This window comes from Paraburkholderia caffeinilytica, assembly GCF_046030355.1.
Classification (GTDB): Bacteria; Pseudomonadota; Gammaproteobacteria; order Burkholderiales; family Burkholderiaceae; genus Paraburkholderia; species Paraburkholderia caffeinilytica_B.
Map to the genome: position 1 here is coordinate 114089 of NZ_JAQQCQ010000022.1, position 25865 is coordinate 139953.

General features: G+C 59.9%; 20 protein-coding genes and 1 tRNA gene. 7 read left to right on the forward strand and 14 right to left on the reverse strand.

Annotated features, from left to right (window positions below; genetic code table 11):
* Position 1: 1 nt before the first annotated feature.
* Positions 2-1201: a DNA cytosine methyltransferase gene (locus PQQ95_RS28060; protein ID WP_408443379.1), complete on the reverse strand. Its 1200-nt coding sequence runs from the start codon at positions 1199-1201 to the stop codon at positions 2-4.
* Positions 1202-1473: 272 nt separating this feature from the next.
* On the opposite strand from PQQ95_RS28060, the gene thyX reads away from it, so the two are divergent.
* Complete coding sequence (gene thyX, locus PQQ95_RS28065) at positions 1474-2136, forward strand: FAD-dependent thymidylate synthase (RefSeq protein ID WP_408443381.1); 663 nt, start codon at positions 1474-1476, stop codon at positions 2134-2136.
* Between the two features lie 157 nt (positions 2137-2293).
* Here thyX and PQQ95_RS28070 read toward each other — a convergent pair whose 3' ends face one another.
* From PQQ95_RS28070 to PQQ95_RS28095, 6 genes are all read right to left on the reverse strand, one after another.
* Entirely contained in the window at positions 2294-2755 is a 462-nt protein-coding gene (locus PQQ95_RS28070) for a deoxycytidylate deaminase (protein WP_408443384.1), read from the reverse strand.
* Positions 2752-5481 (reverse strand): trypsin-like peptidase domain-containing protein, encoded by a 2730-nt coding sequence (locus PQQ95_RS28075; protein WP_408443387.1) that lies wholly within the window; start codon positions 5479-5481, stop codon positions 2752-2754. Before PQQ95_RS28075 ends, PQQ95_RS28070 begins: the two co-directional genes overlap by 4 nt.
* 46 nt (positions 5482-5527) lie before the next feature.
* Positions 5528-5926 carry a CU044_2847 family protein gene (locus tag PQQ95_RS28080; RefSeq protein WP_408443389.1) on the reverse strand — a complete coding sequence of 133 codons (399 nt, stop codon included), beginning with the start codon at positions 5924-5926 and terminating at the stop codon, positions 5528-5530.
* Positions 5927-6361: 435 nt separating this feature from the next.
* Positions 6362-6451 (reverse strand) — tRNA-Ser (locus PQQ95_RS28085).
* Between the two features lie 184 nt (positions 6452-6635).
* Positions 6636-7931: a serine--tRNA ligase gene (gene serS / locus PQQ95_RS28090; protein ID WP_408443392.1), complete on the reverse strand. Its 1296-nt coding sequence runs from the start codon at positions 7929-7931 to the stop codon at positions 6636-6638.
* Between the two features lie 192 nt (positions 7932-8123).
* Positions 8124-9437 (reverse strand): replication-associated recombination protein A, encoded by a 1314-nt coding sequence (locus tag PQQ95_RS28095; protein WP_408443395.1) that lies wholly within the window; start codon positions 9435-9437, stop codon positions 8124-8126.
* Positions 9438-9846: 409 nt separating this feature from the next.
* Here PQQ95_RS28095 and cytX point away from each other — a divergent pair, with 409 nt between their 5' ends.
* On the forward strand, positions 9847-11163 hold the full coding sequence (gene cytX / locus PQQ95_RS28100; RefSeq protein WP_408443398.1) for a putative hydroxymethylpyrimidine transporter CytX: 1317 nt from the start codon (positions 9847-9849) through the stop codon (positions 11161-11163).
* Between the two features lie 115 nt (positions 11164-11278).
* Here cytX and speB read toward each other — a convergent pair whose 3' ends face one another.
* A complete protein-coding gene (gene speB, locus PQQ95_RS28105; RefSeq protein ID WP_408443400.1) occupies positions 11279-12268 on the reverse strand; it encodes an agmatinase in 990 nt (329 codons plus the stop codon).
* 170 nt (positions 12269-12438) lie between these two features.
* Here speB and PQQ95_RS28110 point away from each other — a divergent pair, with 170 nt between their 5' ends.
* On the forward strand, positions 12439-13359 hold the full coding sequence (locus tag PQQ95_RS28110; protein ID WP_408443402.1) for a LysR family transcriptional regulator: 921 nt from the start codon (positions 12439-12441) through the stop codon (positions 13357-13359).
* 119 nt (positions 13360-13478) lie between these two features.
* On the opposite strand, the gene lolA is transcribed toward PQQ95_RS28110, so the two are convergent.
* Together lolA and PQQ95_RS28120 are read right to left on the reverse strand one after the other, a co-directional pair.
* The gene (lolA, locus tag PQQ95_RS28115; RefSeq protein ID WP_408443405.1) at positions 13479-14216 is read right to left on the reverse strand and encodes an outer membrane lipoprotein chaperone LolA; all 738 of its coding nucleotides are present in this window, start codon (positions 14214-14216) and stop codon (positions 13479-13481) included.
* Positions 14217-14445: 229 nt separating this feature from the next.
* A complete protein-coding gene (locus tag PQQ95_RS28120; protein ID WP_408443407.1) occupies positions 14446-16761 on the reverse strand; it encodes a DNA translocase FtsK in 2316 nt (771 codons plus the stop codon).
* Between the two features lie 335 nt (positions 16762-17096).
* Between PQQ95_RS28120 and trxB the strand changes: the two genes are divergently transcribed.
* The 3 genes from trxB (at position 17097) to PQQ95_RS28135 (ending at position 19648) form a co-directional block, all read left to right on the forward strand.
* Complete coding sequence (gene trxB / locus PQQ95_RS28125) at positions 17097-18095, forward strand: thioredoxin-disulfide reductase (RefSeq protein WP_408443409.1); 999 nt, start codon at positions 17097-17099, stop codon at positions 18093-18095.
* Positions 18096-18255: 160 nt separating this feature from the next.
* Positions 18256-19014 (forward strand): Smr/MutS family protein, encoded by a 759-nt coding sequence (locus tag PQQ95_RS28130; protein WP_408443412.1) that lies wholly within the window; start codon positions 18256-18258, stop codon positions 19012-19014.
* 13 nt (positions 19015-19027) lie between these two features.
* On the forward strand, positions 19028-19648 hold the full coding sequence (locus PQQ95_RS28135; RefSeq protein WP_408443447.1) for a trimeric intracellular cation channel family protein: 621 nt from the start codon (positions 19028-19030) through the stop codon (positions 19646-19648).
* Positions 19649-19739: 91 nt separating this feature from the next.
* On the opposite strand, the gene fliD is transcribed toward PQQ95_RS28135, so the two are convergent.
* A complete protein-coding gene (gene fliD, locus PQQ95_RS28140) occupies positions 19740-21251 on the reverse strand; it encodes a flagellar filament capping protein FliD (protein ID WP_408443415.1) in 1512 nt (503 codons plus the stop codon).
* Between the two features lie 389 nt (positions 21252-21640).
* Here fliD and PQQ95_RS28145 point away from each other — a divergent pair, with 389 nt between their 5' ends.
* The gene (locus PQQ95_RS28145) at positions 21641-22558 is read left to right on the forward strand and encodes a LysR family transcriptional regulator (RefSeq protein ID WP_408443418.1); all 918 of its coding nucleotides are present in this window, start codon (positions 21641-21643) and stop codon (positions 22556-22558) included.
* Between the two features lie 125 nt (positions 22559-22683).
* Here PQQ95_RS28145 and PQQ95_RS28150 read toward each other — a convergent pair whose 3' ends face one another.
* The 3 genes from PQQ95_RS28150 to PQQ95_RS28160 form a co-directional block, all read right to left on the reverse strand.
* Positions 22684-23799, reverse strand: coding sequence for an ABC transporter ATP-binding protein (locus PQQ95_RS28150; RefSeq protein ID WP_408443421.1), 1116 nt, complete (start codon positions 23797-23799; stop codon positions 22684-22686).
* A gap of 103 nt (positions 23800-23902) precedes the next feature.
* A complete protein-coding gene (locus tag PQQ95_RS28155; RefSeq protein ID WP_408209966.1) occupies positions 23903-24760 on the reverse strand; it encodes a carbohydrate ABC transporter permease in 858 nt (285 codons plus the stop codon).
* Positions 24750-25688, reverse strand: coding sequence for a carbohydrate ABC transporter permease (locus tag PQQ95_RS28160; protein ID WP_408443424.1), 939 nt, complete (start codon positions 25686-25688; stop codon positions 24750-24752). Before PQQ95_RS28160 ends, PQQ95_RS28155 begins: the two co-directional genes overlap by 11 nt.
* Positions 25689-25865 lie beyond the last annotated feature (177 nt).

Below are 25865 nucleotides of genomic sequence, written 5' to 3' on the forward strand. Positions count from 1 at the left end.
ATCAAAAGAATTGTGCTCGCACCAACGATGCGATGGCTTGGGAAACGACCGGGGAGACTGCGTTGCCGATCATCCGATGAACTGACGACGGTGCGCCGATGAAGACAAAGTTGTCTTCGAAGCCTTGAATGCGCGCTGCCTCTCTGGCGGTGAACGCCCGATCCGCGGTGGGATGCAGGAAATGGCGTGGGCTACAGAACCTAGTATCCACCGTGTAGCTCGGCTCATCTAGTGCCAGTCGACGGTACAAACCGTTAAAAGTATGCCTCAAGTCAATTCGTTTTGACTCGTGTCGTTCGAGGTAGTCCTTTTTCACCAGTTCGGAAATCGCAGACCGCGTTTCTACCTGCCCAAAGGCTTTCTCAAGGACTCGAATGTCCACCGGGTCCGCATCGCCGTGGTCCCTCCGTCGTATCTGGCGCCTCAGCCTTATCAGCGTCTGCAGAATTTGTTTTTCGAGTTTGGAGGTGGCACCAAACACCTGCGGGATATGCCACGTGTGAACTGACCGGGGGCCGCCTCGGACGTTCGACAATTTTTGCCCCTGTCCAATTTGCCGGGCAATCAATGCCGTCCTTCGATCCAGCGCTGCCGCAGTCAAATCATGATTTGCGGCATCGGCCGGGATGTCAGCCAACACCTGCTGCAACGTCTTTGTGCAGTCAGATCGAGGAACTACTGGATCGGCGTCTTGGTCCCGCCAACAAAGCATGAATACGCGCTTCCTGAGTTGGGCTCCGCCTACCTCGTTCGCAGAAACCTCCTGAGTTTTGACGTGAAAATGTTGCGCTCGCAATGCGGACTCGAGCTCCGTCCAATATCTCTTCATTGCGCCACTCCGCACGCCGGGAACGTTTTCGATGACAACGACTTTTGGATCGTTCGCTCGAACCAGTTCCGGTATTCTCAGCAGGAGTTGATTTCGGGGGTCTTTGGAATCGCGTTTGCCCGCCGTCGAAAATCCTTGGCAGGGGGACCCTGCCAATAGCACGTCTACTGGGCCAACCGTAGGTGTGTTCGTACTCAGATCGAGGTGACGCGCAACGGGGGGCAAGTTCGAATTGTAAGTATTCAACGCGTCAGCATCTACGTCGAATGCGTAGCGAACGTCAAACCCGGCCTTTTCGAACCCTACATCGAGCCCTCCGCAGCCAGAAAAAAAACTCACGACGGTAGGTTTCCCAGTCTTTTTCTTTCTCATAACCTTCCAACGAGAGGACTTCCTTGGAGTGCTGGTACACTCAAAGCGAGATGCTGGCTGGCGGAGACGCACACAGCGCCCGGCCCGTGCGGCATTTTAACTGACACGAGGCCGCGTAAAGTAGGGAAACGTGCATCCTCGTCCTTTCAGGGCCGAATGGGCCTCCATCGGTTGTGCTACGTGCGTGAATGGTAGGGCTGGCCTGGTATGTTGCCACCTCATCGATTCGCGTTCGCGACAGATTTTTTAGAGCCGTAACGTCTGGAGCCGCAATGAGCCACGTGAAGCTGATCGCTATTACGCACCCCATGATCGACGCATGCCAGACCGCAGGCGAATTGATCGCCTTCTGCGCGCGCGTGTCCAACCCTGCCAACCAGCATAACCATGAGACGTCTCCTCGCCTTCTAAAATATCTGGTGAGGAACCGTCATTGGAGTCCCTTTGAGATGGCACATATGGTTGTGGAGATAAGTACGACACGTGATATCGCACGTCAAATTCTGAGACACCGCTCATTCAGCTTCCAAGAGTTCAGTCAACGGTATGCTGCAGTTCAAGACCCTCCCGTCCTGCGAGAGGCAAGATTGCAAGACATGGCAAACCGACAAAATAGTCTGCCGGAAGATGATCCGGCGCGCGCGGCGTGGTGGCAAGCGGCGCAGCAGCAGCTCGCTAGTCACGCCCAAGATGCTTACCGTCAAGCGCTCGAAAAGGGGATCGCAAAGGAAGTCGCGCGCGCTGTACTTCCAGAAGGTCTTACGCCTAGCACGCTTCTGATGAGTGGTTCTATCCGGAGCTTCATACACTACGTCAGCGTTCGGGCCGACAAAAGCACCCAACTGGAACATCGAGAAGTCGCTGAACAAGTGCTGGCCATTATGTTGGCGGAATTGCCAGAATTGAGGGACGTGCTCAACGACCAAGCTCCTTAACTGGTCCCCAGCTTTTGACGCGGACTGGACAGCGCCAATCCGTAGCGAGGACTCGATCGCTAAGCCATGTCTTCTTGAGAAATAGCGCGACCACACAAAATTGTAGCCGTCTATATTAATTTTTCATTCATTTAAATTAAAAGGCGTCAACTCAGTTCTATGTCGGAATACCTTCAACGTTACACTCAACGAAGCGCAATCTGATTCCCGCTTCTCGCAGCATCTCCAAGCTAACGGAAAAATCGGAGCCCCAACGATCATCACGAACATCGGGTTCAATTGCAATCAGCTCCACAATTCCCGCTTGAATGATTGCGCGCGAGCAATCAATACACGGAAACCATGGCAAATACATCTTGCACCCATTTATTGAAACGCCATGCTTCGCAGCATTATAAATTGCATTTCTTTCTGCGTGCTCAGTCCACATATACTTCGCAGGGCGCTCGTGTCGTTTTTCTATAGAATCAATGATGCCGACCGGAAAACTGTTGTAACCGGTAGATCGAATTTCATTGTCCGGGCCAACAATCACACACCCGACCTTACGACTGCGATCGTTGCTTAGTTGAGCAACTTCCAGTGCCAATCTCATGAATTTTCCGTCAGACTCCATCATTTTGTTGCCTCGCTTGCTTCATTTAATTCACTTGCTATTTTTCCATTTGACAACTGACGAGCGGCAGCTAGCGTTGATGTCCATTCCGCGCGTTCCTTACCTTGATCTCCAAGTCCAATGGACTGCTGTAACCCAGCCTCAAGCACTTGAATGTAATCGCCAGCCCAGTCACCACGCTCCGGAACATGGGTGGCAAGAAAGGCAACACGTCGCATTTCGACGCGAACCTCTGCATTGGTAATGCCGTGCATTCCGTCTATTATTTTTTTCAGAATCTTCTTTCTTCTAGCGTGTCTGCTTGCACCACTCAACATGCTTAACGACTCCATTAGGGCTCTCACCGCTCCGTACTGCACCCAACGGTCTTCTGATTTGTCGAGAACAACGTTAACGAGAAAATTCTGATCCACCTCAGTCGTCGAAACGCCGAGAACGTGGACGATACGCCACCGCGCGCCAATTGATCGACGACTGTCTTTTGCGGCTGATGCCAGGCTGCGAAATACCTCTTGTAAGGCGAAGCAGTGTGAACGTGACAGCCGAAACCGTCGAAAAACATTTGCAGCAGTCCATGCTGTGACAGGGTCTGCCCACAACAATCTGAGTTCGTCATCGGTGACCTCGTTAACTTTGGTATAGAGCCCCACCCATTTTTTCCAAAATTCAGACCCTTGATTGGTTTTAAGCTCGCGGCCTACCTCGCAAACGAGATCATCAACCGATTTAATTTTTGCGAGGAACGGCAATGTGCTTTCAAGTTGCGGGTAGTTTCTGCTCGCGCGTTCAGCAGTGTGCTCAAACCGATCGAACTTTTTCTCTGCGCTAAGAATAAAAACAGCGTTCCTAAACTCTTCTGCAACTTTGGATGTGCCGCCGTGCTTGCTCGCTTGGAGATTTTTGACACAATCCAAAACCGCGCCGTAATTCCAGTCGTAAACTTCGCTCAATAAAGCATCACTGTCTTTTTCTAAAATTTCCGCTGCCAATTCGATCACTTCGTAGGATGCAGCCCGGAGAGTGCAAATATCAAACATCGCCGGTCGCCAATACGCTTCCCCCATGTCGACCAACGCTTGAGCATTGAGGAAATCATGGAAAAGTTGGTGTCGAAAATGCAAGGTGGGAAGTTTCGAATCCTCACGTTGAACCAAGACTCCCGCAGATAGTAGACGACTTAGGACGTCCGGCATACCCGAAACTTGTTTTGCCAAGTTTTCCCACTCTGACGACGCCAAAAGAGGTCCCTGCCCCATTTCAAACGCCTTGATAGAGATATTGGCTAGCTGCGCTAGCTCACTGTCAGCCAGTTCCAAATAGAAACGGAAAAAATCCCGAAACATTTTGATGCGAGTGCTTCTTCCATCCCGTGCTGTGCTAGTCGTCCGAATATCTAAGAACAGATCAAGGAAAAAAGGCGACGACAGAAGCCGTATCTCTATCTCGGATAAGTTTCCCTTCCCTATTGCCTGCTCGACATCGTCCCTAGAAATCGGAAGTATTGTTGCTTTTTCAAAAAGGGGGTAGCGAATGTTTCTGCGCTTAATTCGATCCGTGATAATGACGCGAACGCCTGTATTTATTTCGCAAAATTTGTTAATCGTTGAGACTTCTTCGCCGTCTAGAGACGCAGGGCGTTCGTTCAGGCCGTCAATCACAAGGATAATGTCTTTGCGCTGCTCAATGCATGATTCGAAATCACAGTATTTCGCATTGCATGCAAACGTTGTGAAAAAATCTTTAAAAGTCGTTGGATTGACTTTTTCTTTCGCCATGTCAAGCAAGAACGGCACGACGCCGTTTGCTTTAGCTGCCCTGATAACTCTCGCTAGAAAGGTGCTTTTGCCCGCGCCGCCAGGCGCGAAAACGATGAAGGGATGACGAGGCCGCCCCAATACAAAATCCTCCGGCTTGAGGTCCTCCGCGCGATATCCTTGCTGGCCTTGATCGAGATGAATCGCCGTAACTTCCGAAAGTTCAGCCACCGGACGTACGCGAAGCTCAAATTCATAGTCGGTGGCGGGCCGTCGGATTCTACTTTCAAGATAATCCAGCATCCATGAAACATTCCCGAAGATTGGATCACTGATGCTAATTAGCTTTGCGCTCTTATCGGACTCGGTGATCAAGCTAACGATCTCTTCGATCGGTATCATGTAACCAAGCGCGCCGGATGAATCGTTTTGAGAATGAACTGCCGAAACCATCCCCACCACCGTGTGGCCAACCAAAACGGGCGCGCCGCTAAAGCCACCTTCGACGTGATGGAACGTCGCGCTCGGGCCGTGAACGAGCTGGAAACGGTGATTGAATGCGAGGCCGCCGATTGTTCCAGAGGCTGAGCGCCCTTGAGTGTTAAAACTGAAGGGAAAGCCGAAAGTTTCGAACTCCTTTCCAACGACGCCCGCAGTTTCTCCCAGCGGGAGGTGGTTGTTTTTAGCCGCGTTAACAACCGTCAAAACGGCGACGTCGTTTCGCAAGCCGCTCTTTTCGCTTCTCATCGGAGCCCACACGGTCACAGTTGCCGTGTGCTCGCTGTCATTTGGCCCGAACAGCAAGAAGGTCTCCGTCGGCCTTTCAGCGCTCCCTTGGTCTCGACCTAACACATCATTGATCACGTGGGCGCAGGTGACGACATGGGCATCAGTGACAAAGAAGCCCGTACCGATTGCATTTCCCGTCGCGATTGATCGTAGTTGAACAATCGAGTCTGGTAAGCCGGATTTCATAATTGTAGTCTCGAAGGCCTAATCCCACGGAAAGGGGCTGCGCGCCTTAAACTTTGGCAGTTTTCCAAACCATCTTGATCTTAAAATTTGCCTCGCTCTCACCTTTGGCAACGACCATTCCGAGCGACGCTGACAGTTTCACCCCAAACTCAACCTCATACGACTCGGGCTTAACTTGCATAGCTTCCAAGCTCTTGGCAGCCTGTTCAACGAGCGGCTGGACCGCTTTCATCGCGTCGTTGAAGGTGGTTTTGGCCTTGACCCAAGGACCTTCGCTTGACGCGGGCGCAGTAGTCCCGCTCTCGAGCGTTGAATCGATTTCGACCAAAACACTTTGGCCGTCGTCTAGCTTGAACTGAGCAACTTTCATGGCAATTCCTTTAGCTTGGTAACGTTTGGATGAAACCTGGCCGATGGATGGCTTAGCATCGACGGAAGCCAGCAACTGAGGCCATGCTCCGTCCGCAACAGCACGCCATGTCAACCGGCTGTCGTCGCATATCTACCGTCGATAATGCCGACGTGCGGGACTGCAGAAATCAAGTACCAACTCGGGATGCGCGTAGCCGATGCGTGAGGCAACCACAATCATACATTCGAAAGTTGTACAAATAGGGCCTGCCAGCGGGGCTAACAGTGGTCGACATGAGCTGCTGTTGGGTCCCCTTGGCATAAGATAGTCGTGCCAAGTGGCAAGCGATCTCGAGACGGGTTGCCGCTACACGGCAGCTCGACGGCAAATGACTGGGGTCAACGCCCGCCCGCGCACTGGGGGCACCGGAACCGCACCCTACCCACCGTGTATTTGATAGTCGATTCGTGAGCCGAAAAACAAAAAACCCCGCAAGTCGTTGACTCTGCAGGGTTTTTTCATGAATTTTGGCGGAAAGGGTGAGATTCGAACTCACGGTACCCCTAAAGGTACACTGGATTTCGAGTCCAGCGCATTCGACCACTCTGCCACCTTTCCGGGTCTTCCAACTCATAACAACAAGACTGCTTGGTTGCTACTGAGCCAGATCCAAGCGGGTCGTTGCTTGGGAGAAAAAGATTATAGAACAGCTGAATTTGATTTCCAAGCCCCTCGTCGAAAAAATTTCAAAGGGACTTGGCAATCGGTAGCGGGCATCAACCGCGCATCAGCCCGGCAACAATCAAGCCGCCGGCACTTCCAGCCGCTCCACGCCACCGAGGTAAGGACGCAGCGCCGCCGGCACCGTCACCGACCCATCCGCGTTCTGGAAATTCTCCAGCACAGCCACGAGCGTGCGGCCAACCGCCAGGCCCGAACCGTTCAGCGTATGCACCAGCTCCGGCTTGCCTTGCGCATTGCGGAAACGCGCCTGCATCCGGCGAGCCTGGAACGACTCCGTATTCGAGCAGCTCGATATTTCGCGATACGTATTCTGCGCAGGCACCCACACTTCCAGGTCATAGGTCTTGGCAGCCGAGAAACCCATGTCGCCCGTGCACAGCGTAATCACGCGGTACGGCAGTTCCAGCTTCTGCAAGATCGCCTCAGCGTGGCCGACCATCTGTTCCAGCGCGTCATACGACGCTTCCGGCGCAACGATCTGCACCATTTCGACCTTGTCGAACTGATGCTGGCGAATCAGCCCACGCGTGTCGCGGCCATACGAACCCGCTTCCGAGCGGAAGCACGGTGAATGCGCGGTGAGCTTGATCGGCAGCGTGTCCGCTTCCAGGATGCTGTCGCGCACCGTGTTCGTCAGCGAAATTTCCGACGTCGAAATCAGATACTGCGTGACCGTATTCTCGTCACCGCCCTTCTCGACGCGGAACATGTCGTCGGCGAATTTCGGCAGTTGGCCGGTGCCGTACAGAATCTCCGGATTCACGATGTACGGCGTGTACACCTCGGTGTAACCGTGTTGCTGTGTGTGCGTGTCGATCATGAACTGCGCCAGCGCGCGATGCAGCCGTGCAATCTGGCCGCGCAGCAACGTGAAACGCGCGCCCGACAGTTTCGCGCCGGTCTCGAAATCGAGGCCGAGCGGCGTGCCGACGTCGACGTGATCCTTCACCTCGAAATCGAACTGGCGCGGCGTGCCCCAGCGGCGGACTTCGACATTTTCCGTTTCGTCCTTACCCATGGGCACGCTTTCGTGCGGCAGGTTCGGCACGCCGAGCAGCAGCTCGGACAGACGCTTCTGGATATCGTCCAGCTTCGCCGCCGACGCCTTCATCTCGTCGCCGATCCCGCCCACTTCGGCCATCAACGCCGACGTATCCTCGCCCCGCCCTTTCATCCCGCCGATCTGCTTCGACAGGGTGTTGCGGCGCGCCTGCATCTCTTCGGTACGGGTCTGGGTGTCGCGGCGTTCCGCTTCGAGGGCGGTAAAGGCCGCCACGTCGAGGGTATAGCCGCGGTCGGCGAGGCGTTTGGCGACGCCGTCGAGGTCTTTGCGCAGCAGCTGGATGTCGAGCATGGGATGGGGCGGGTGTTCGTTGTATGAAGCAGCGATTTTAGCGCACCGGCGCGGCCGGCCGGTGCGTTAGATGGTCAAGGCGTGCGGAATGGCGGTAAGGCGCCGGAAACGATATGCGGCAAGGCGCCGGCCGAAGCGCGAGAAACGGCGCCAACTGACGCACAAACGAGGCCCTCGGCGAACCGCAAAAGCTTATCCCTTCTTTGGCTTGTTCTCGTTGCGCCACTGCGCGTCGAGCTCGGCCAGACGCGCCATCTTGTCGCCGATCTTGCCTTCGAGACCGCGCGGCGTCGGCTCGTACCAATGCGGATCGCGCATGTTGTCCGGCAGATAGGTTTCGCCGGCCGCGTAGGCATCGGGTTCATCGTGCGCATAGCGGTATTCGTGACCGTAGCCGAGTTCCTTCATCAGCTTGGTCGGCGCGTTGCGCAAATGCACGGGCACGCCACGCGACTGGTCCTTGCTGACGAACCGCCGTGCTTCGTTGTACGCGTTGTACCCGGCGTTCGACTTCGGCGCGACCGCCAGATAGACGATCGCCTGCGCCAACGCCAGTTCGCCTTCGGGCGTGCCGAGTCGCTCGTAGGTCTCGGCCGCGTCGAGCGCGATGCGGGCCGCGCGCGGATCGGCGAGGCCGATGTCTTCCCAGGCCATCCGCACGATGCGCCGCGCGAGATAACGCGGGTCCGCGCCGCCGTCGAGCATGCGGCAGAACCAGTACAGCGCGCCGTCCGGGCTGCTGCCGCGCACCGATTTATGCAGCGCGCTGATCTGGTCGTAGAATGCGTCGCCGCCTTTGTCGAAGCGGCGCAGGTTCTCGGCGAGCGCGCTGCCGAGCAAGGCGCCGTCGATTTCGGTGCTCTTCTGCTGGGCCGCCGCGCGCGCGACGATTTCCAGGTTGTTCAACAGCTTACGGCCGTCGCCATCGGCGGAACCGATCAGGGCGTCGCGGGCTTCGTCCGTGAACGTGAGGCCGCCGAGTTCCTTCTGCGCGCGGTCGAGCAGTTCGCGTTGTTCCTCGTCGGTGAGGCTTTTCAGCACGTAGACGGCGGCGCGCGAGAGCAACGCGCTATTCACCTCGAACGACGGATTCTCGGTCGTCGCGCCGACGAACACGAACAGCCCCGATTCGACGTGCGGCAAGAACGCATCTTGCTGGCTCTTGTTGAAGCGATGCACTTCGTCGACGAACACGAGCGTCTGGTGCCCGTTCGCACGATGAATCTGCGCGGTCTCGACGGCTTCGCGGATATCCTTCACGCCCGAGAGCACCGCGGACAACGCGATGAACTCGGCATGAAACGCGTCGGCCATGAGCCGCGCGAGCGTGGTTTTACCGACGCCGGGCGGGCCCCAGAGGATCATCGAGTGGGCTTCGCCGGATTCGAAAGCGACCCGCAACGGCTTGTTCGGGCCGAGCAGATGCTTCTGGCCGATCACTTCGTCGATATTGCGGGGCCGCAGGCGTTCGGCGAGCGGAACATTGGCACGGGTTTCTTCAAACATGACGTTTTGGGGATAATCTCGGCTTTTCCGGACGCGGTCCGTGTGAAGGCGGCGTGCCGCCGGATGAACAAAGCCGGCACGCAGAGATGCGGGCGACGACCTGCATTATGACAGTGACGACGCTCGGGCGATGGCCGTGCGCGGTGCCGGAGCGATTCGAGCGGCATGGTTCGAGCAGGATCATGAGCGGTGAACAACGCAAAAAGCCCCCGAATCAACAGGCTAACGAGACCGATAACCGCGCAGATCACGCAACTGGCAAAATCGCAGCCTGATGAGCGCGCCGCTGAGCCAGTAATGAGCCAGTAATCTCGCCGACAGCCTGACAGGCTAACATCGCGCGCGGATTGGCCGGCAACGCCGCGGTCGCACATGAACGCATAAGCAATATCAACAGGGACACGAATAGATGGCACAAGATCCACTCGCCGGCGACGCCGGTTCCACCTACGCTCCGCTCACGCCAGTGCCCGACGCGCGCCGCGCGTTCCGCACGGGCGACGCTTTCGCGCTCTGGTTCTCGCTCGGCATCGGCTTGCTGGTCGCGCAGGCCGGCGCGCTGCTGGTGCCGGGGCTGTCGCTGCCGCATGCGTTGCTGGCGATCGTGATCGGCAGCATGATCGGCGTCGTCTTGCTGGCGCTGGCCGGCGTGATCGGCACGGATACGGGGCTTGCGGCGATGTCGTCGCTGCGCCCGACGCTCGGTGTGCGCGGCGCCTCGGTGCCTGCGGTGCTGAACGCGGTGCAACTGGTCGGCTGGGGCTCGTTCGAGGTGATCGTGATGCGCGATTCCGCCGATGCGCTCGCCAAGCAGGCCTTCGGTTTCTCGATGCCGCTGATCTGGACCGTGATCTTCGGCTTGCTCGCAACGCTGCTGGCGATCAGCGGCCCGCTCTCGTTCGTGCGCCGGTTTCTGCGCACGTGGGGCATCTGGCTGCTGCTGGCGGGCGCGGCGTGGCTCTCGTGGAATCTGCTGGCCAAGCACGATCTGGCCGCGTTGATGCGCCGCCCGGGCACCGGCGAGATGTCGTTCGGCGGCGCCATCGATCTGGTGGTCGCAATGCCGCTCTCGTGGCTGCCGCTGATCGCCGACTACACGCGTTTCGGCCGGCGCCCCGGCGAGACCTTCCGCGGCACGCTGCTCGGCTATGGCATTGCGAACATCTGGTTTTACGCGCTCGGCGCGATCTACGGCCTCGCGGCAGGCGGCGGCGATGCGCTGCTGACCGGCGCGCTGGCGCAAGCGGGCGGCGGCCTCGCCCTGCTGCTGATCCTGATCGACGAAGTGGATAACGCGTTCGCCGACATCCACTCGGCGGCGGTCTCGACCGGTACGTTCTGGACGCGCGCCACGGTGCCGTTGCTGTCGGCGGCATTCGGCGCACTGTGCACGGCGATCGCCCTGCTCGTGCCGATGGCGAAGTATCAGAACTTCCTGTTGTTGATCGGCTCCGTGTTCGCACCGCTGTTCGGCGTGGTGCTGGTGGATCACTTCATCGTGCGCAAGCGTCGCATTGAAGCCGCCGTACTCGCCGACGTGCGCGGCCGTTATGGTTTCTCGGGCGGCTGGCATCTGAGCGCGTTTGCTTCGTGGGCAATCGGGATCGTGGCGTATCAGGCGATCAATCAATGGCTGCCGAATCTGGGGGCGACGTTGCCCGCGTTGGCGATTGGCGCGGTGTGTTATCTGGCGCTGGTGTCAGCTCGGAAAACTGCCTACGCTTGAGTCGCGCTTGAATCGCGCAAGCATCATCGCAACACGAAAAGGCCTGCAAATGCAGGCCTTTTCTCTTCGTGCGTCGTCAACCGTGCTCAGCTCAACAGGCAGCTCAACAAGCAGCTCACCGCCTTGAAGCCCGATACTCCACACCCGGCAACACGCACAGCAATTCGAACGCGAGATTCGCGCCGAGCAGCGCGGTCGTACCGAACGGATCGTACGGCGGCGCCACTTCAACCAGATCGCAACCGACGATGTTCAAGCCATGCGAGCCGCGAATGATTTCCAGCGCCTGCGGCACCGTCAAACCGGCAATCTCGGGCGTACCCGTACCCGGCGCGAAGGCCGGATCGATACCGTCGATGTCGAACGTGATGTACACCGGCCCATCGCCCATACGTTCCCGCACGCGCGCCATCAACGGCACCAGCGACTGGTTCCAGCACGCCTCGGCCTGCACGACCTCAAAGCCCTGATCGCGGCACCAGTCGAAATCTTCGGCCGCGTAGCCCGTGCCACGCAAGCCGATCTGCACGACGCGGTCGCAATCCAGCAAACCCTCCTCCACCGCGCGGCGGAACGGCGTGCCGTGCGCAATCTTCTCGCCCATCATCGTGTCGTTGACGTCGGCATGCGCATCCACGTGAATCAGACCGACCTTGCCATGCTTGCGATGAATCGCGCGCAGGATCGGCAGCGCGATCGTGTGATCGCCGCCCAGCGTAATCGGCTTGCAGTCGTGCTGGAGGATTTCGTCGTAGGCGGTTTCGATGCGCTTGATCGAATCGTGCAGGTTGTACGGATTGATCGCGACGTCGCCGAGATCGGCCACGCGCAGCGAATCGAACGGCGCCGCACGAGTGGCCATGTTGTACGGGCGCAGCAGCACCGATTCGCTGCGAATCTGGCGCGGCCCGAAGCGCGCGCCAGTGCGGTTCGAGGTGCCGAGATCGAACGGTACGCCGACGAAGCAGGCGTCGAACCCCTCGGCCGAGCCGACGTTCGGCAGCCGCATCATCGTCGCAATGCCGCCGCAACGGGGCATGGCGTTGCCGGACAGCGGTTGCGGCCGTTCACCGGCGTCGGGGGAAATGAAGGAGGAAGTATTCATCGTGTCTCGGCAATGAAAAGAGGGCAATAAGCAAATTTGTGCAACCGGCCGGTGGATCAATAGAAAAAGCGCACCTTGCCGGGCGAATCTCGATTCTTGAGCAGTTTCCCGCAAGTTAAAATACGAACAGAATAAACTTCACATTGATTCACAGCGATGTATCCTGACGTATGTTCTCTCAACTCACCGATCTCGACCTGCGGCTAATCCGCGTCTTCCTCGCCATCGTCGACGCCGGCGGCGTCTCGCCGGCCCAGGCCACGCTCAACGTCGGCCAGTCGACTATCAGCACGCAACTCGCCACCCTGGAAACACGCCTCGGCTACCGGCTGTGCGAACGCGGCCGCGGCGGCTTCAGCCTGACCGCGCGCGGCGAGCAATTCATCGACGCAGCCCGCGCGCTGCTGTCCGCCGTCGACACCTTCGGCATGCAGGCGCGCAACGTCGGCCGGAAACTGGTCGGCACGCTCGATATCGGCATGATCGGCCACACGCCCGTGTCGGCAAGCGCGCGTATCAGCGACGCGATCGGCCGGTTTCGGGCGCGCGATCAGTCGGTGCGGTTTTCGATTCTGGTGCGCTCGCCGGGCGAGCTCGAGGAACTGCTGCTGAACGGCCGCATTCAGATCGGCATCGGCTATTTCTGGCATCGCGTGCCGTCGCTCGAATACACCGAGGTATTCGCGGAAGAGCAGTTCGCTTATTGCGCGAAGGGGCATCCGCTGTTCGCTTCTGCCGGCGAAGTGACGGCCGCCGAAGCCGCGGCTCACGAATGGGCGTGGCGCAGTTATCCGCTGCCCGAAGCCGAAAGTTCGACCACGCCGCAGAACGTCACCGCCCTCGCGGACAACATGGAAGCGGTCGCGATGCTGGTGCTGTCAGGGCATCATCTCGGCTATTTGCCGGGGCATTTCGCGGCGCCGTTCGTGAAGCAGGGCTTATTGGCCGCGTTGAATCCCGCACAGATGCGGTACCGCGTGGCGTTTCATATGGTCACGCGGGCACGGCAGCATCGAACGGATATCGTTGAAGCGTTTATCGACGACATGAAGGCCGCACATCCGATGCAGGTGCTGGAAGTGGACAAGTAGAGATTTGACACACCTGGCGCGCAGCATGATCGGCGGCCCATCGGCACTCGATCAGCCATTGAAAAGGCCGCGTTCGATGACGCGGCCTCTCTGCCAGTCAAACTCCTACAGCAATCAACTTAACCGTTGATCACATCCGCGCCCTTCGGCACCGTGAACTTGAACGCATCGGCCGGCAGCGGCGGGTTCTTCTGAATGTTCGAGAACGTCAACAGCGTCACGTTGCCGAACACATCGTGCAGTTCCATCGCTTCAAGATTGCCGTCCTTGAAGCCGATGCCGACGCGCTGAAACTGCGTGTCTTTCGCCTTCGGCGTCAGCTCGAGCCAGTCGATGCCGGCCTTCACCCCCGCATCACGCAGCGTAAAGTTCTTGTCCAGATCGTTGCTGCCGAACAGGATCGCCGCCGGGCTCGCGCCGAGCGCGCCGCCGAGACTGCGCACCGTCACCTGGTTCAAATCCTTGTCGTACACATAAAGCTTGTCGCCGTCGGCTTGCAGCAATTGGGCGTAAGGCTTCTCGTATTGCCAGATGAACTTGCCGGGACGCGCGAACGTGAACGTGCCGCTCGATGTGCCGGTCTTGCCGGCCGTGGGCAGCACGCCGCTCGCGCCGCTTGCACCCTGCGCCTTGCTCGGCGCGCGCACTTCCTGCTGCACAAAGGTGCCGCGCGCGGAATGCACTTGCGCGACGAATGCCTTCAGTTGCTCGGTGCCGCTCGCGAATGCCTGCGACGCGACCAGCATCGACGCACCGATCGCCACACTGCCGACACCGCGCACGATCGTGCGAGCGAGTTGGCCAAAACGGCTGGGGTGAGCACTCTGTCGAGCGTACTGCTGCGCGATTAGCTGCATGGTGTTTTCTCCCTTGATTGAATTCGTTGAACGGTCACGGCGGCGGGCGTTGAGGGCGGCGGCCGGGTGACCGTGGCGGCTGGCTTGAGCCGCGTAGCCGAGGGACGAGCCCTCGGTCTTGAGCAACAGCTTAAGCAAGAAGCCTTAAACGGGGCTTATGCGCAGGACTTACGCAGGATTCACACGCTGCGCGTTGCCGCCGGTTCGGCGCACTAACCTGATGGACGGCCTATTCCGCTTCCCGCGCCGGCGCCAGAATCTCCCGATTGCCGTTCGACGACATCGCCGACACCACGCCCGAGTTCTCCATCTGCTCAAGCAGGCGCGCCGCGCGGTTATAGCCGATGCGCAAATGCCGCTGCACCAGCGAAATCGACGCACGGCGGTTCTTCAGCACAACGTCGACCGCCTGGTCGTATAACGGGTCGGCCTCGCCGTCGCCGGAGCCCGATCCGCCGGCGCCCGCGGAGCCTTCGTCACCCTCGCCCGTTACGCCGCCTTCGAGAATGCCCTCGATATAGTTCGGCTCGCCCTGCTCCTTGAGCTTGTCGACGACACGGTGCACTTCCTCGTCCGACACGAACGCGCCGTGCACCCGCACCGGCAAGCCGCTGCCCGGCGGCAGGTACAGCATGTCGCCCATGCCCAGCAGCGATTCGGCGCCCTGCTGGTCGAGAATCGTGCGCGAGTCGATCTTCGACGACACCTGGAAGGCCATCCGCGTCGGCACGTTGGCCTTGATCAGGCCGGTAATCACGTCGACCGACGGCCGCTGCGTCGCCAGAATCAGATGGATGCCGGCCGCGCGCGCTTTCTGCGCAATCCGCGCGATCAACTCTTCGACCTTCTTGCCGACCACCATCATCAGATCGGCCAGTTCGTCGATCACGACGACGATGTTCGGCAGGCGCGTGAGCGGTTCCGGATCGTCCGGCGTCAGGCTGAACGGATTCGGCAGCTTCTCTTCGCGCTTCGCGGCTTCGTCGATCTTGTTGTTGTAGCCGGCGAGGTTACGCACGCCCAGCTTGCTCATCAGCTTGTAGCGGCGCTCCATTTCGGCCACTGCCCAGTTCAGCGCGTGACCGGCTTGGCGCATGTCCGTGACCACCGGACACAGCAGATGCGGAATCCCTTCGTAGACGCTCATTTCGAGCATCTTCGGGTCGATCAGGATCATCCGGACCTGGTCGGCACTCGCCTTGTAGAGCAGCGAGAGGATCATCGCGTTGATCCCCACCGACTTGCCCGAGCCGGTCGTACCCGCCACCAGCAAGTGCGGCATTTTGGCGAGGTCGGCGCACACCGGCTTGCCGCCGATGTCCTTGCCGAGGCCCATGGTGAGCGGCGAAGCCGCGTCCGCATACACCGCCGAGCCGAGAATCTCCGAGAGACTCACGGTCTGACGGCGCTGGTTCGGCAACTCCAGCGCCATGAAATTCTTGCCCGGAATCGTTTCGACCACGCGAATCGACACCAGCGACAGCGAACGCGCCAAGTCCTTCGCCAGACCGACGATCTGGCTGCCCTTCACGCCGGTGGCCGGCTCGATCTCGTAGCGCGTGACAACCGGGCCCGGATACGCGGCGACCACGCTCACTTCGACGCCAAAGTCCTTGAGCTTTTTCTCGATCAGACGCGAGGTGAATTCAAGCGTGTCGGCGGAAATGGTTTCCTGCGCGGCCGGCGCGGCGTCCAGCAGCGAGATCGGCGGCAAGGTGGAGTCGCCTGGCAGATCCGTGAACAGCGGCACTTGCCGCTCTTTCTCGACGCGCTCCGATTTGGCGGGCGTGACGACCGGCGGCACGATCATGACCGGCTCGTGCTCCTCGATCCGCACGCGGCCCTTTTCGACCTTGCCTTCGCGCTTCACGGCGGCGGCTTCGCCCAATTTACGGTCGCGGCCTGCCTCGCGGCGCAGCTTGGCGAAGGTGACCGCCGAAATGATCGACTCCCCGAGCTTTTCCGACACCGACAGCCACGAAAACCGGAAGTACAGCGACAAACCGATGCCGAGCACGATCAGGAGCGCCAAGGTGCCGCCCGTGAAGCCCAGCGCGTGCGAAATACCGCGCGCGACAGCCTCGCCGATCACGCCGCCCGGCGCACGCGGCAACTGCACTTTCAGCGACCACATGCGCAACGCTTCGATACCGTCGCAAGCGAGCAACACCAGCATGAACGCGAACGCGTCCGCGAGCCAGCCGGCATCGCGCGGCGCGTCTTCCTGCAGTTCCTCGTGACGGGTGATGCGGCGGTAATTGGCGGAGATATGGCGGCCGAGCAGCACGATCCACCAGTAGGCGGACAGCCCGAACAGCAGCAGCAGGATATCGGACGTCCACGCGCCGACGCGGCCCGCCCAGTTGGCAATGTGGTCGACCTGCGCGGCATGCGTCCAGCTCGGATCGTGCCGGCTATAGCTGACGAGCGCCATGAGCAGGAATACGCCGAGCGCGACCTGCAAGATCCAGCGGATTTCGGTGAAAAGGCGCGACATGCGGTGCGGCAATGCCTGCGCGCTCGCGGAATAGGGAGCTTTTGCCATTGATCCTGTTGCTTGTGTGGCCGATTTGCCGCCGGAGTCGCGGCCCAAAGCGGCGCTTGAGGCGGCTCCAGACCCGGTCCCGGCTGCCGGGTCCATCGATGCGGCCTATTGTAAACGCAGTGCCTCACACAAGGCTGTAAATGACGGTAACTTAGCCGATCGGCCTCGCGAAAGGCTGCCGGGCCCCGCTGCGACGCTATCGCAGCGATCGGAAAGCTTCATGGAGCAGGCCGGCGTGCCGCCCTTTATAATGCCGCTCTGATACCCATCTATAGTTTCAGCTCCAGTCGCGCGGCCTCGCATGGGCGAGCCGGGCGCCGTAAAAGGATTCGATCATGCCCGCAACTTCCACGAAACACGCCAAAGTCCTGATTCTCGGTTCCGGTCCCGCCGGCTACACGGCGGCGGTCTACGCGGCACGCGCCAACCTGTCGCCGGTGCTCATCACGGGTCTCGCCCAAGGCGGCCAGCTGATGACCACGACCGACGTCGAAAACTGGCCGGCGGACGCGAACGGCGTGCAAGGCCCGGAATTGATGACGCGCTTCCTGGAGCACGCCGAGCGTTTCAACACCGAGATCATTTTCGACCACATCCATACGGCCAAGCTGGATGAAAAACCGATCCGCCTGATCGGCGACTCGGGCGAATACACCTGCGACTCGCTGATCATCTCCACCGGTGCCTCGGCGCAGTACCTCGGCCTGCCGTCCGAAGAATTGTTCATGGGCAAAGGCGTGTCGGCTTGCGCCACCTGCGACGGTTTCTTCTACAAGCAACAACATGTGGCCGTGATCGGCGGCGGCAATACCGCGGTCGAGGAAGCCCTCTACCTCGCCGGTATCGCCAAAAAAGTGACGGTGATCCATCGCCGCGACAAGTTCCGCGCCGAGCCGATCCTGATCGACCGCCTGCTGGCGAAGGAAAGGGAAGGCGTGGTCGAAATCAAATGGAACAGCACGCTCGACGAAGTGACCGGCGACCAGTCCGGTGTGACCGGCCTGCGCATCAAGAACACGAAAACCGGCGACACCACGGATATCGCACTGCAAGGCATCTTCGTCGCGATCGGCCACAAGCCGAACACGGATATTTTCGAAGGCCAGTTGGAGATGAAGAACGGCTACATCATCACCAAGGGCGGTCTGAACGGCTTTGCAACGGCAACCAATGTGCCGGGCGTATTCGCGGCGGGCGACGTGCAGGACCACGTCTATCGTCAGGCGATCACCAGCGCGGGCACGGGCTGTATGGCCGCACTCGACGCGCAGCGTTATCTGGAAACCCTCGACGAGGTTGCCGAACACGTGACGAGCGCCGAAGCCGCGCGCTGATCTGCAACCCCGTCTGAAACACTAGGCGCGACGGTAAAATGGCGGCTGGGCGTGGCCCGGCCACCTGCTTTGGAGAAGGCCGCGGCTGAGAAGCCGGCGGCCTTTTTTGCGTCGTGCCGGCGTCGCGCGATCGATCTACTTTTCTGCGTGTATTACGGATATGCCGAAGAATCAGCCCCACCCTAGCGAACCGAAGCGCGCGCGTGCCGTTGCCCGGCCCGCGCCCGAGGCAGCCGCGCCCGTCGTCAAACCGAAGATCGAACCGGCTGCGGGTCTGGCCGGCCTCGGCGCGCTGCGCGACGCGTTAAAGGGCGACACGCAACGGCGCGAACGCGAGCGCGCGGCCGCAGCAGCGGCGCAACGCGAAGCGTCCGCGGATGCCGATCTGTTTCGCCGCGAGATCGGCGCGGTTGCGCCGCTCGCGGTCCCGCCGCGCGCCAGCTTGCCGCGCAATCCTCCGTCGCCGATGCCGGTGCAAACCAGACTCGACGAAGAAGCCGTGCTGCATGAAGCGATCTCCGACGAATTCGATCCCGAAATCCTGCTCGAAACCGACGAAACGCTCTCCTATTGCCGCCCAGGCGTGAGTCAGGAAGTCGTGCGCAAACTGCGGCGCGGCGATTGGATCGTGCAGGCGCAAATCGATCTGCACGGCATGCGTCGCGAAGAAGCGCGCGAGGCGCTGGCCGAGTTCATTCGTGAATCGGTGAAGCGCGGCTTGCGGTGTTTGCGCGTGATTCACGGCAAGGGCCTCGGATCGATCGGCAAAGAACCCGTATTGAAGGGCAAAGTGCGCGCGTGGCTCGTACAGAAGTCCGAGGTGATCGCCTTCTGTCAGGCCCGTCCGCATGACGGCGGCGCCGGTGCCGTGGTCGTGCTGTTGCAGCCGGGCGCATTGCCGGCTCACGTCAAATCCTGACGGAGTCCCGGTGATCCATCCGAGGCTGACGCTGGCGCTGACCATCATGGAAGCGCTGGCTATTTTCGCGTACGCGATTTCCGGCTTTATCGAAGCGAGGACCCGGCGGCTCGACGCCGTGGGCACCTTCCTCGTGGCCATCGCAACGGCGTTTGGCGGCGGCACCTTGCGCGACGTGCTGCTGGAGCGGCGGCCCTTCTACTGGGTCGAGCATCAGGCTTATCTGATCGCGATCTTCGTCATGTCGTTGTTTGCGCCGACGCTGCTGAAGATGACGTCGCGCCTGCTCTCCGAACGCGTCTTGCTGGTCGCCGATGCGATCGGGCTCGGCCTGTTCAGCATTTCCGGCACGTCGATCGCGCACGACGCGCAGATGCCGTGGTTCACTTCGGTGATGATGGGGGTGTTGACCGGCGTATTCGGCGGCGTGATTCGCGACGTGCTGTGCAACGAGGTGCCGCTGATTTTGCGCGATTCGCGACCATACGCGACATGCGCTTTTGTGGGGTGCTGGCTGTACGTGCTGCTGGACTACGTGAACGTCGATACGGTTTATAACGTGTTGGTCTCCACGGCCTTCATCTTGCTCACGAGGCTCGCGACGTTCAAGTTCAATGTCCGGCTGCCTCATTAGGCTTCGTTTCACTGAGCCCGCTTCACCACAAACCCGCCTCAGTAAAAAACGCGCCACCTGGAACCCAGGCGACGCGCGCTTCAATGCAGCCTTACTTATTGGTAGCCAACGCTCCCGCACTCTTCGAGCCGCCAAACAGCGCCGTCAGGTATTGGGAGTTGTTGTTCATCGTCGCCATCAGCGTGTTGAGCGCGGTGAACTGATTCTGGTACTGCTTCGTCAATTGCGCGCTGTAATTGGCGAGCGAGGTCTGCTGCGTCGTGATGCTCTTCAGGTCGGCATTCAACGCCGTGCTGCGGGTGTCGATGATGCCGCCCGTCTTCACGAAATCAGTAATGCTCTTGTTCAGCTTAGCGCCGATGCCGTTGGTCGAGTTGAACAAGGTAGCGACCTGCGCCGGGTTGCTGGTGAGCGACGTGCTCAGCTTCTTGCTGTCGATGACCAACGTACCGTCCGCCGGATCACCCTTTAACGTAATGCCGATCGAAGCGAGCCCCACCGCCGACGACCCCGTGCCGACGCCACCGCCGACGATCGACGCCAACGCGTTCTTGATCGTCATCAGCGTTGAATCGCCGAGCAGCGCGCCGCCGGTCTTCGACGACTTGTCGTACGAGGACAGCGAGTTGATGGTCGTGACAACGGTGTTGTAGAGATTGGCGAAGTTGGTGATGGCCGTGTTCTGCGCGGTGGTATCCGGCGCGATTGTCAGCGTCTGCGAGGTGCCGACCGCGGCGCTCGACAGGTTCAGCGTGACGCCGGAAATCGCCGCTGTGACCGCGTTGGTGGAACTGCTCGCCGCAATCCCACCGATGGTGAATAGCGCGTCCTGAGCGGCTTCGCTCTGCCGCCAGCTCCTGTTGGCATCCGAAGACACGATCGTGGACCCCGCGCCGTTCGTACCCGGCGTGGACGTCACGCCGAGGCTCGACAGGCCATTGTCGTCCTGGACGTTGCTGGTGGACACGTTGATCGTATTGGCCGCGCCGGTGGTGGTCGAGCGCAGCACCAGGTGGGCGCCACCCGTGCCGGTCACGATGGTGGCCGTGACACCCGGGTTGTTGCCCGCTTTGTTGATCGCGTTGGCGATACCGCTCAACGTATTGTTCGTGCTGTCGATCGTGATATCCATCGACTTGCCGCCGATCGCGATGCTCAATGTGCCGGCGCCCAGCTTAGCGGTAGCGTCGAATGCCGACGACGACAGACTCTGCGACGCCGCGATTTGCGCGACGTCGATCGTGTAGCTGCCGGCGACCGCGCCGGGACCGGCCTTCGGGTCGATACCTTTGCCGCTCGCGGTGGCCCCGAAGGTCGACAGCATGGTGCCGTCCGAGAGATTCTTAATCGCCGCCTGCAAGGCGTTCAACGCGGAGCTCAGGGCGCCATACGCGGACAAGATGGTGGTATCGCTCGTCTGTTTGGCCTTCAACGCCGCCGTCTGGCCGGCCGTCTTCGCATTCACGAGCGCCGACACCAGCGACGCCACGTCCATCGTCGAGTTGCCGGTGGAACCGCTGATAATCGATTGCGCCGCTTGCTGCACCTGGCTCTGCGCGTTCGCAGTCGCGCTATTCACAGACGTCGTGGTGATCGTTGACATGCAAAGGCTCCGTGCGTCGGTTTATTCGTTATTGATCGCGTGACGCCCCGGGGGTCTTTCCGATTACGGCGGTCAACCGGCTACACACGGTCAGATCGTGGTCACGTCGAATTCTTACAATTTTTTCAAATGTTACACTATCTTTCTTGAAAGTTTGTGACGTTTTGTCGTAACAAATCACGGCGCATAAGCTTTCGTAGCGTCCGGTCTTTACCGGATGCGATGAACACCAGCAGGTGCCGACCACGCTTTGAGGCCGACAGCCCAGCCAGACAGAGGGCGAACAGACAAGCCCGCCCGCGTGACCACCACGCAGTGCGACAACAGAATTTCCAGGCGATACACTTCACTTCGAAAGCCACTTCCGCCCATTACTCACAAGGCAAAACATGGACCGTTTCGAAGCGATGGAGATATTTACGCGTGTGGTCGAAGCGAACAGCTTCACCAAAGTATCCGAGTCGCTCGACCTGCCTCGCGCCAAAGTCAGCCGCACCATTCAGGCTCTGGAGGAACACGTCGGCGTGCGGCTCCTGAACCGTTCGACGCGGCAAGTCAGCGTCACCGAAGACGGCGCGCTGTTTTACGACCGGTGCGTGCGCATCCTCGCGGAAGTCGCCGATGCCGAATCGTCGCTGTCGAACAAGCGCGAGAATCCGAGCGGCACGATTCGCGTCGATACCTCCGGCACGCTCGCCCGGGCGCTGCTGCTGCCCGCGCTCGACGACTTCTACCGGCAATACCCGGAGATCGACGTGCGGCTCGGGCTCGCGGATCGCAATATCGATCTGATTCAGGACGGGGTGGATTGCGTGATCCGCATGGGCACGCCGGAGGAGTCGAGTCTCGTCGCGCGGCACATTGGCGATGCGAGGATCGTGACCTGCGCGTCGCCCGCCTATCTGGAGAAATACGGCACGCCGGCCACGCTCGAAGAACTCAGCGAGCATCGTGCAGTCAACTACGTTTCCGCGCGCAGCGGCAAGACCTTCCCCTTCGAGTACGAGGTGAACGGCGAGATCGTTAAGGTCACGCTGAAGAGCGTGCTCGCGGTGAACGACGGCAGCGTTTATATCGGCGCGGGCGCGCTCGGCCACGGCATCATCCAGCCGTCGCGCTTCATGGTCGCGGATCTGATTGCGCAAGGCGCACTCAAGGAAATCCTCACGACCTACAGGAGTCCCGGCACGCCGCTGTCGATCCTGTACGCCCATCGCCGCAATCTGAGTTCACGGCTGCGCGCCTTCACCGAGTGGGTTACCGAACTGGCGCGCAACAATCCGGATCTGCGCATCACGAACGGCTGAGGTCATGATCGAAAGGGGCCATGTTTCGCCCGATGCAAACAGCCCCCTCTAAATGAAAAAAGCCCCATGCGTCTCACAACGCATGGGGCTTTTTTCAACGCGAATCGCTCAGCGAATGACCCGCCTCAAGCAATCCGTTCTTCATTCGACGGATCGAACAACACCGCCTTCGACGCATCGAACAACAGCGTCGTATTCGCCAAAGGCTGCGGATTCGACGCCGGGTGCACACGGCTCACAATGCGTTTGCCGTTGACCTGCGCGAACACCAGCGTGTCCGGTCCGGTCGGCTCGATCACGTCGACCTTCACGTCGATCGGCTGCAGATTCGCATTGTCGCCATGCGCGCCGCGCGCATCGGTGATCCGCTCCGGGCGCAGGCCCAGAATCACTTCACGCCCAACGTGCGATTTCACCTTCGCGGAGTCGAACGGCAGGTTCAGCACGCCGCGCATGGCGCCCGTATCCAGTTCGATGCCCACGCCCGAACCCTGCTCCACCAGCTTGCCCTGAATGAAGTTCATCGGCGGCGCGCCGATAAAGCCGGCCACGAACAGGTTCGCCGGCGAATCGTAAATGTCTTGCGGTGCGCCGAACTGCTGCACGATGCCGTCTTTCATCACCGCGATGCGGTCGCCGAGCGTCATCGCTTCGATCTGATCGTGCGTCACGTAGACGATCGTCGTGCCGAGGCGCTGATGCAGCAGCTTGATTTCCGAGCGCATTTCGATGCGCAGCTTCGCGTCGAGGTTCGACAGCGGCTCGTCGAACAGGAACATCACCGGATCGCGTGCGAGCGCACGGCCCATCGCCACGCGCTGGCGCTGACCACCGGAGAGCTGACCCGGCTTGCGGTCCAGCAGGTGCGTGATCTGCAGCGTGTTCGACACGCGGTCGACGATCTGCGCCTGCTCCTGCTTCGGCACCTTGCGGATGTTCAGGCCGAACGAGATGTTCTCGCGCACCGTCATGGACGGATACAGCGCGTACGACTGGAACACCATCGCGATGTCGCGATCTTTCGGCGAGAGGTTGTTCACCGTCTTGCCGTCGATCTGGATCTCGCCCTTGGTCACGGTTTCGAGGCCGGCGATCATATTGAGCAGCGTCGATTTCCCGCAGCCCGAGCCGCCGACGAGAATCAGGAACTGGCCGTCTTCGATGTCGATGTTGACACCCTTCAGAACCGGCACCCCGTTCGGGTAAGTCTTGTACACGTCACGGATGGAAAGGCTTGCCATGCTGTGAATCCTCTTGTCTCTGGTACTGCTTGAAAACGTCTGGTCGGATGACGGCGGCTTCGAATCAAACAGAAACCGCCGCGCCCGGATGGTTTAACCGGGCTTAGCCCTTCACTGCGCCCGCTGTCAGGCCGCGCACGAAATAGCGTCCGGCGATGATGTAGACGAGCAAGGTAGGCAGCGCGGCGATGATCGCGCCGGCCATGTCCACGTTGTATTCCTTCACGCCGGTCGAGGTGTTCACGAGGTTGTTGAGCGCCACCGTGATCGGCATCGAATCGACACCGGAGAACACAATCCCGAACAGGAAGTCATTCCAGATCTGCGTAAATTGCCAGATCAGGCACACCATGAAAATCGGCAGCGACACCGGCAGCAGAATCTTCGTGAAGATCGTGAAGAAACCCGCACCGTCGATCCGCGCGGCTTTCACGAGTTCAGCCGGAATGCTTACGTAGAAGTTGCGGAAGAACATCGTGGTGAAGGCGATACCGTAGATCACGTGCACCACCACCAGACCGGTCGTCGTGTTCGACAGGCCGAGAAAGCCTTCGAAACGCGCCATCGGCAGCAGGATCGCCTGGAACGGAATGAAGCAGCCGACCAGGATCATCGTGAAGATCGGATCCGCGCCGCGGAAACGCCAATGCGTCAGAACATAACCATTGAACGCGCCGATGATCGACGAGATCAGCACGGCCGGAATCACCATGCGCACGGAGTTCATGAAGAACGGTTGCATGCCGTCGCAACGCACACCCGTACACGCACCGCTCCATGCCTTGATCCAGGGATCGATGGTCCAGTGAGTCGGCGGCGTGAGCAGGTTGCCGGTGCGCAACTGGTCGATGTCCTTGAACGACGTGGACAGCATCACGTACAGCGGAAACAGGAAATACAGGGCGAACAGAATCAAGGCCGCATAAATGACGGCACGGCTGATCGTCATCTTAGGCTGCATTGCGCGTGCTCCTCGATTCCAGATACATCAGCGGCACGAGCACGGCCACAACGGTGGCGAGCATCATCATCGACGATGCCGCGCCGACGCCCAGCTGCCCGCGATTGAATGAAAACGTGTACATGAAAATAGCCGGCAGCGATGAAGACGTGCCCGGACCGCCCGCGGTCAACGCGACGACCAGGTCGAAGGTCTTGATCGTGATGTGGCAGAGAATCAACAGCACGGAGAAGAACACCGGGCGCATGCTCGGAATCACGATCTTGCGGTAGATGGTGGGCAAGCCCGCGCCGTCCATCTGTGCGGCCTTGAAGATTTCACCGTCGACCCCGCGCAGACCCGCGAGGAACAGCGCCATCACGAAACCGGTGGATTGCCACACGGCCGCGATCACGACGCAGAAAATCGCCTTGTCGGGGTCGCCGAGCCAGCTGAACGAGAAGCTCGTCCAGCCCCAGTCGTGGAACACTTTCTCGAGGCCGACGCTCGGCGTCATGATCCATTGCCACGCCGTACCCGTCACGATGAACGAAAGCGCCATCGGGTACAGGAACACGGCGCGCAGCGCGCCTTCGTTGCGGATCTGCTGATCGAGCAGGATCGCGAGGAACAGACCGAGACCGATACAGATGCCGATAAACGGAATGCCGAACCAGCCGAGGTTGGCAGCCGAGGTCCAGAACACATCGTTATCGAACAGTTCGCGATAACGATCCAGACCGACAAATTCATAACGCGGCATCAGTCGCGAATTCGACAACGACAGATACCCGGTGATAGCGATGAAGCCGTACACGAAGATCAGGCTGATCACGACGCTGGGTGCGAGCACCAGCTTCGGAATCCAGCGATCGGCAAGGGCCGCCATCGGCGATGTGCGGCGGGTCACGGCGGCCGTTTTCCCGTTTCCGCTGATAGAAGCAGTCACTACTCGACTCCTGCTGAAACTGTACCGCCGGGGCGCTCGCTCACGAAAGACGCGAGACCGGAACGGCATAGATGTGACTCGATGAAACCAGGGGTGAAGTGTCTCGCCCTAAGTAACGCAACTGCTTAACGCAACTGCAGCAAGCACTCTGAAGAACGCGCCCGGCGCCCCCGAAGG

Bases quoted from the DNA above. Each gene is read 5' to 3' on its own strand.
- PQQ95_RS28060 (WP_408443379.1), bottom strand. From the start codon at position 1,201: ATGAGAAAGAAAAAGACTGGGAAACCTACCGTCGTGAGTTTTTTTTCT.
- thyX (WP_408443381.1), top strand. From the start codon at position 1,474: ATGAGCCACGTGAAGCTGATCGCTATTACGCACCCCATGATCGACGCA.
- PQQ95_RS28070 (WP_408443384.1), bottom strand. From the start codon at position 2,755: ATGATGGAGTCTGACGGAAAATTCATGAGATTGGCACTGGAAGTTGCT.
- PQQ95_RS28075 (WP_408443387.1), bottom strand. From the start codon at position 5,481: ATGAAATCCGGCTTACCAGACTCGATTGTTCAACTACGATCAATCGCG.
- serS (WP_408443392.1), bottom strand. From the start codon at position 7,931: ATGCTCGACATCCAGCTGCTGCGCAAAGACCTCGACGGCGTCGCCAAA.
- PQQ95_RS28095 (WP_408443395.1), bottom strand. From the start codon at position 9,437: ATGTTTGAAGAAACCCGTGCCAATGTTCCGCTCGCCGAACGCCTGCGG.
- cytX (WP_408443398.1), top strand. From the start codon at position 9,847: ATGGCACAAGATCCACTCGCCGGCGACGCCGGTTCCACCTACGCTCCG.
- speB (WP_408443400.1), bottom strand. From the start codon at position 12,268: ATGAATACTTCCTCCTTCATTTCCCCCGACGCCGGTGAACGGCCGCAA.
- PQQ95_RS28110 (WP_408443402.1), top strand. From the start codon at position 12,439: ATGTTCTCTCAACTCACCGATCTCGACCTGCGGCTAATCCGCGTCTTC.
- lolA (WP_408443405.1), bottom strand. From the start codon at position 14,216: ATGCAGCTAATCGCGCAGCAGTACGCTCGACAGAGTGCTCACCCCAGC.
- PQQ95_RS28120 (WP_408443407.1), bottom strand. From the start codon at position 16,761: ATGGCAAAAGCTCCCTATTCCGCGAGCGCGCAGGCATTGCCGCACCGC.
- trxB (WP_408443409.1), top strand. From the start codon at position 17,097: ATGCCCGCAACTTCCACGAAACACGCCAAAGTCCTGATTCTCGGTTCC.
- PQQ95_RS28130 (WP_408443412.1), top strand. From the start codon at position 18,256: ATGCCGAAGAATCAGCCCCACCCTAGCGAACCGAAGCGCGCGCGTGCC.
- fliD (WP_408443415.1), bottom strand. From the start codon at position 21,251: ATGTCAACGATCACCACGACGTCTGTGAATAGCGCGACTGCGAACGCG.
- PQQ95_RS28145 (WP_408443418.1), top strand. From the start codon at position 21,641: ATGGACCGTTTCGAAGCGATGGAGATATTTACGCGTGTGGTCGAAGCG.
- PQQ95_RS28150 (WP_408443421.1), bottom strand. From the start codon at position 23,799: ATGGCAAGCCTTTCCATCCGTGACGTGTACAAGACTTACCCGAACGGG.
- PQQ95_RS28155 (WP_408209966.1), bottom strand. From the start codon at position 24,760: ATGCAGCCTAAGATGACGATCAGCCGTGCCGTCATTTATGCGGCCTTG.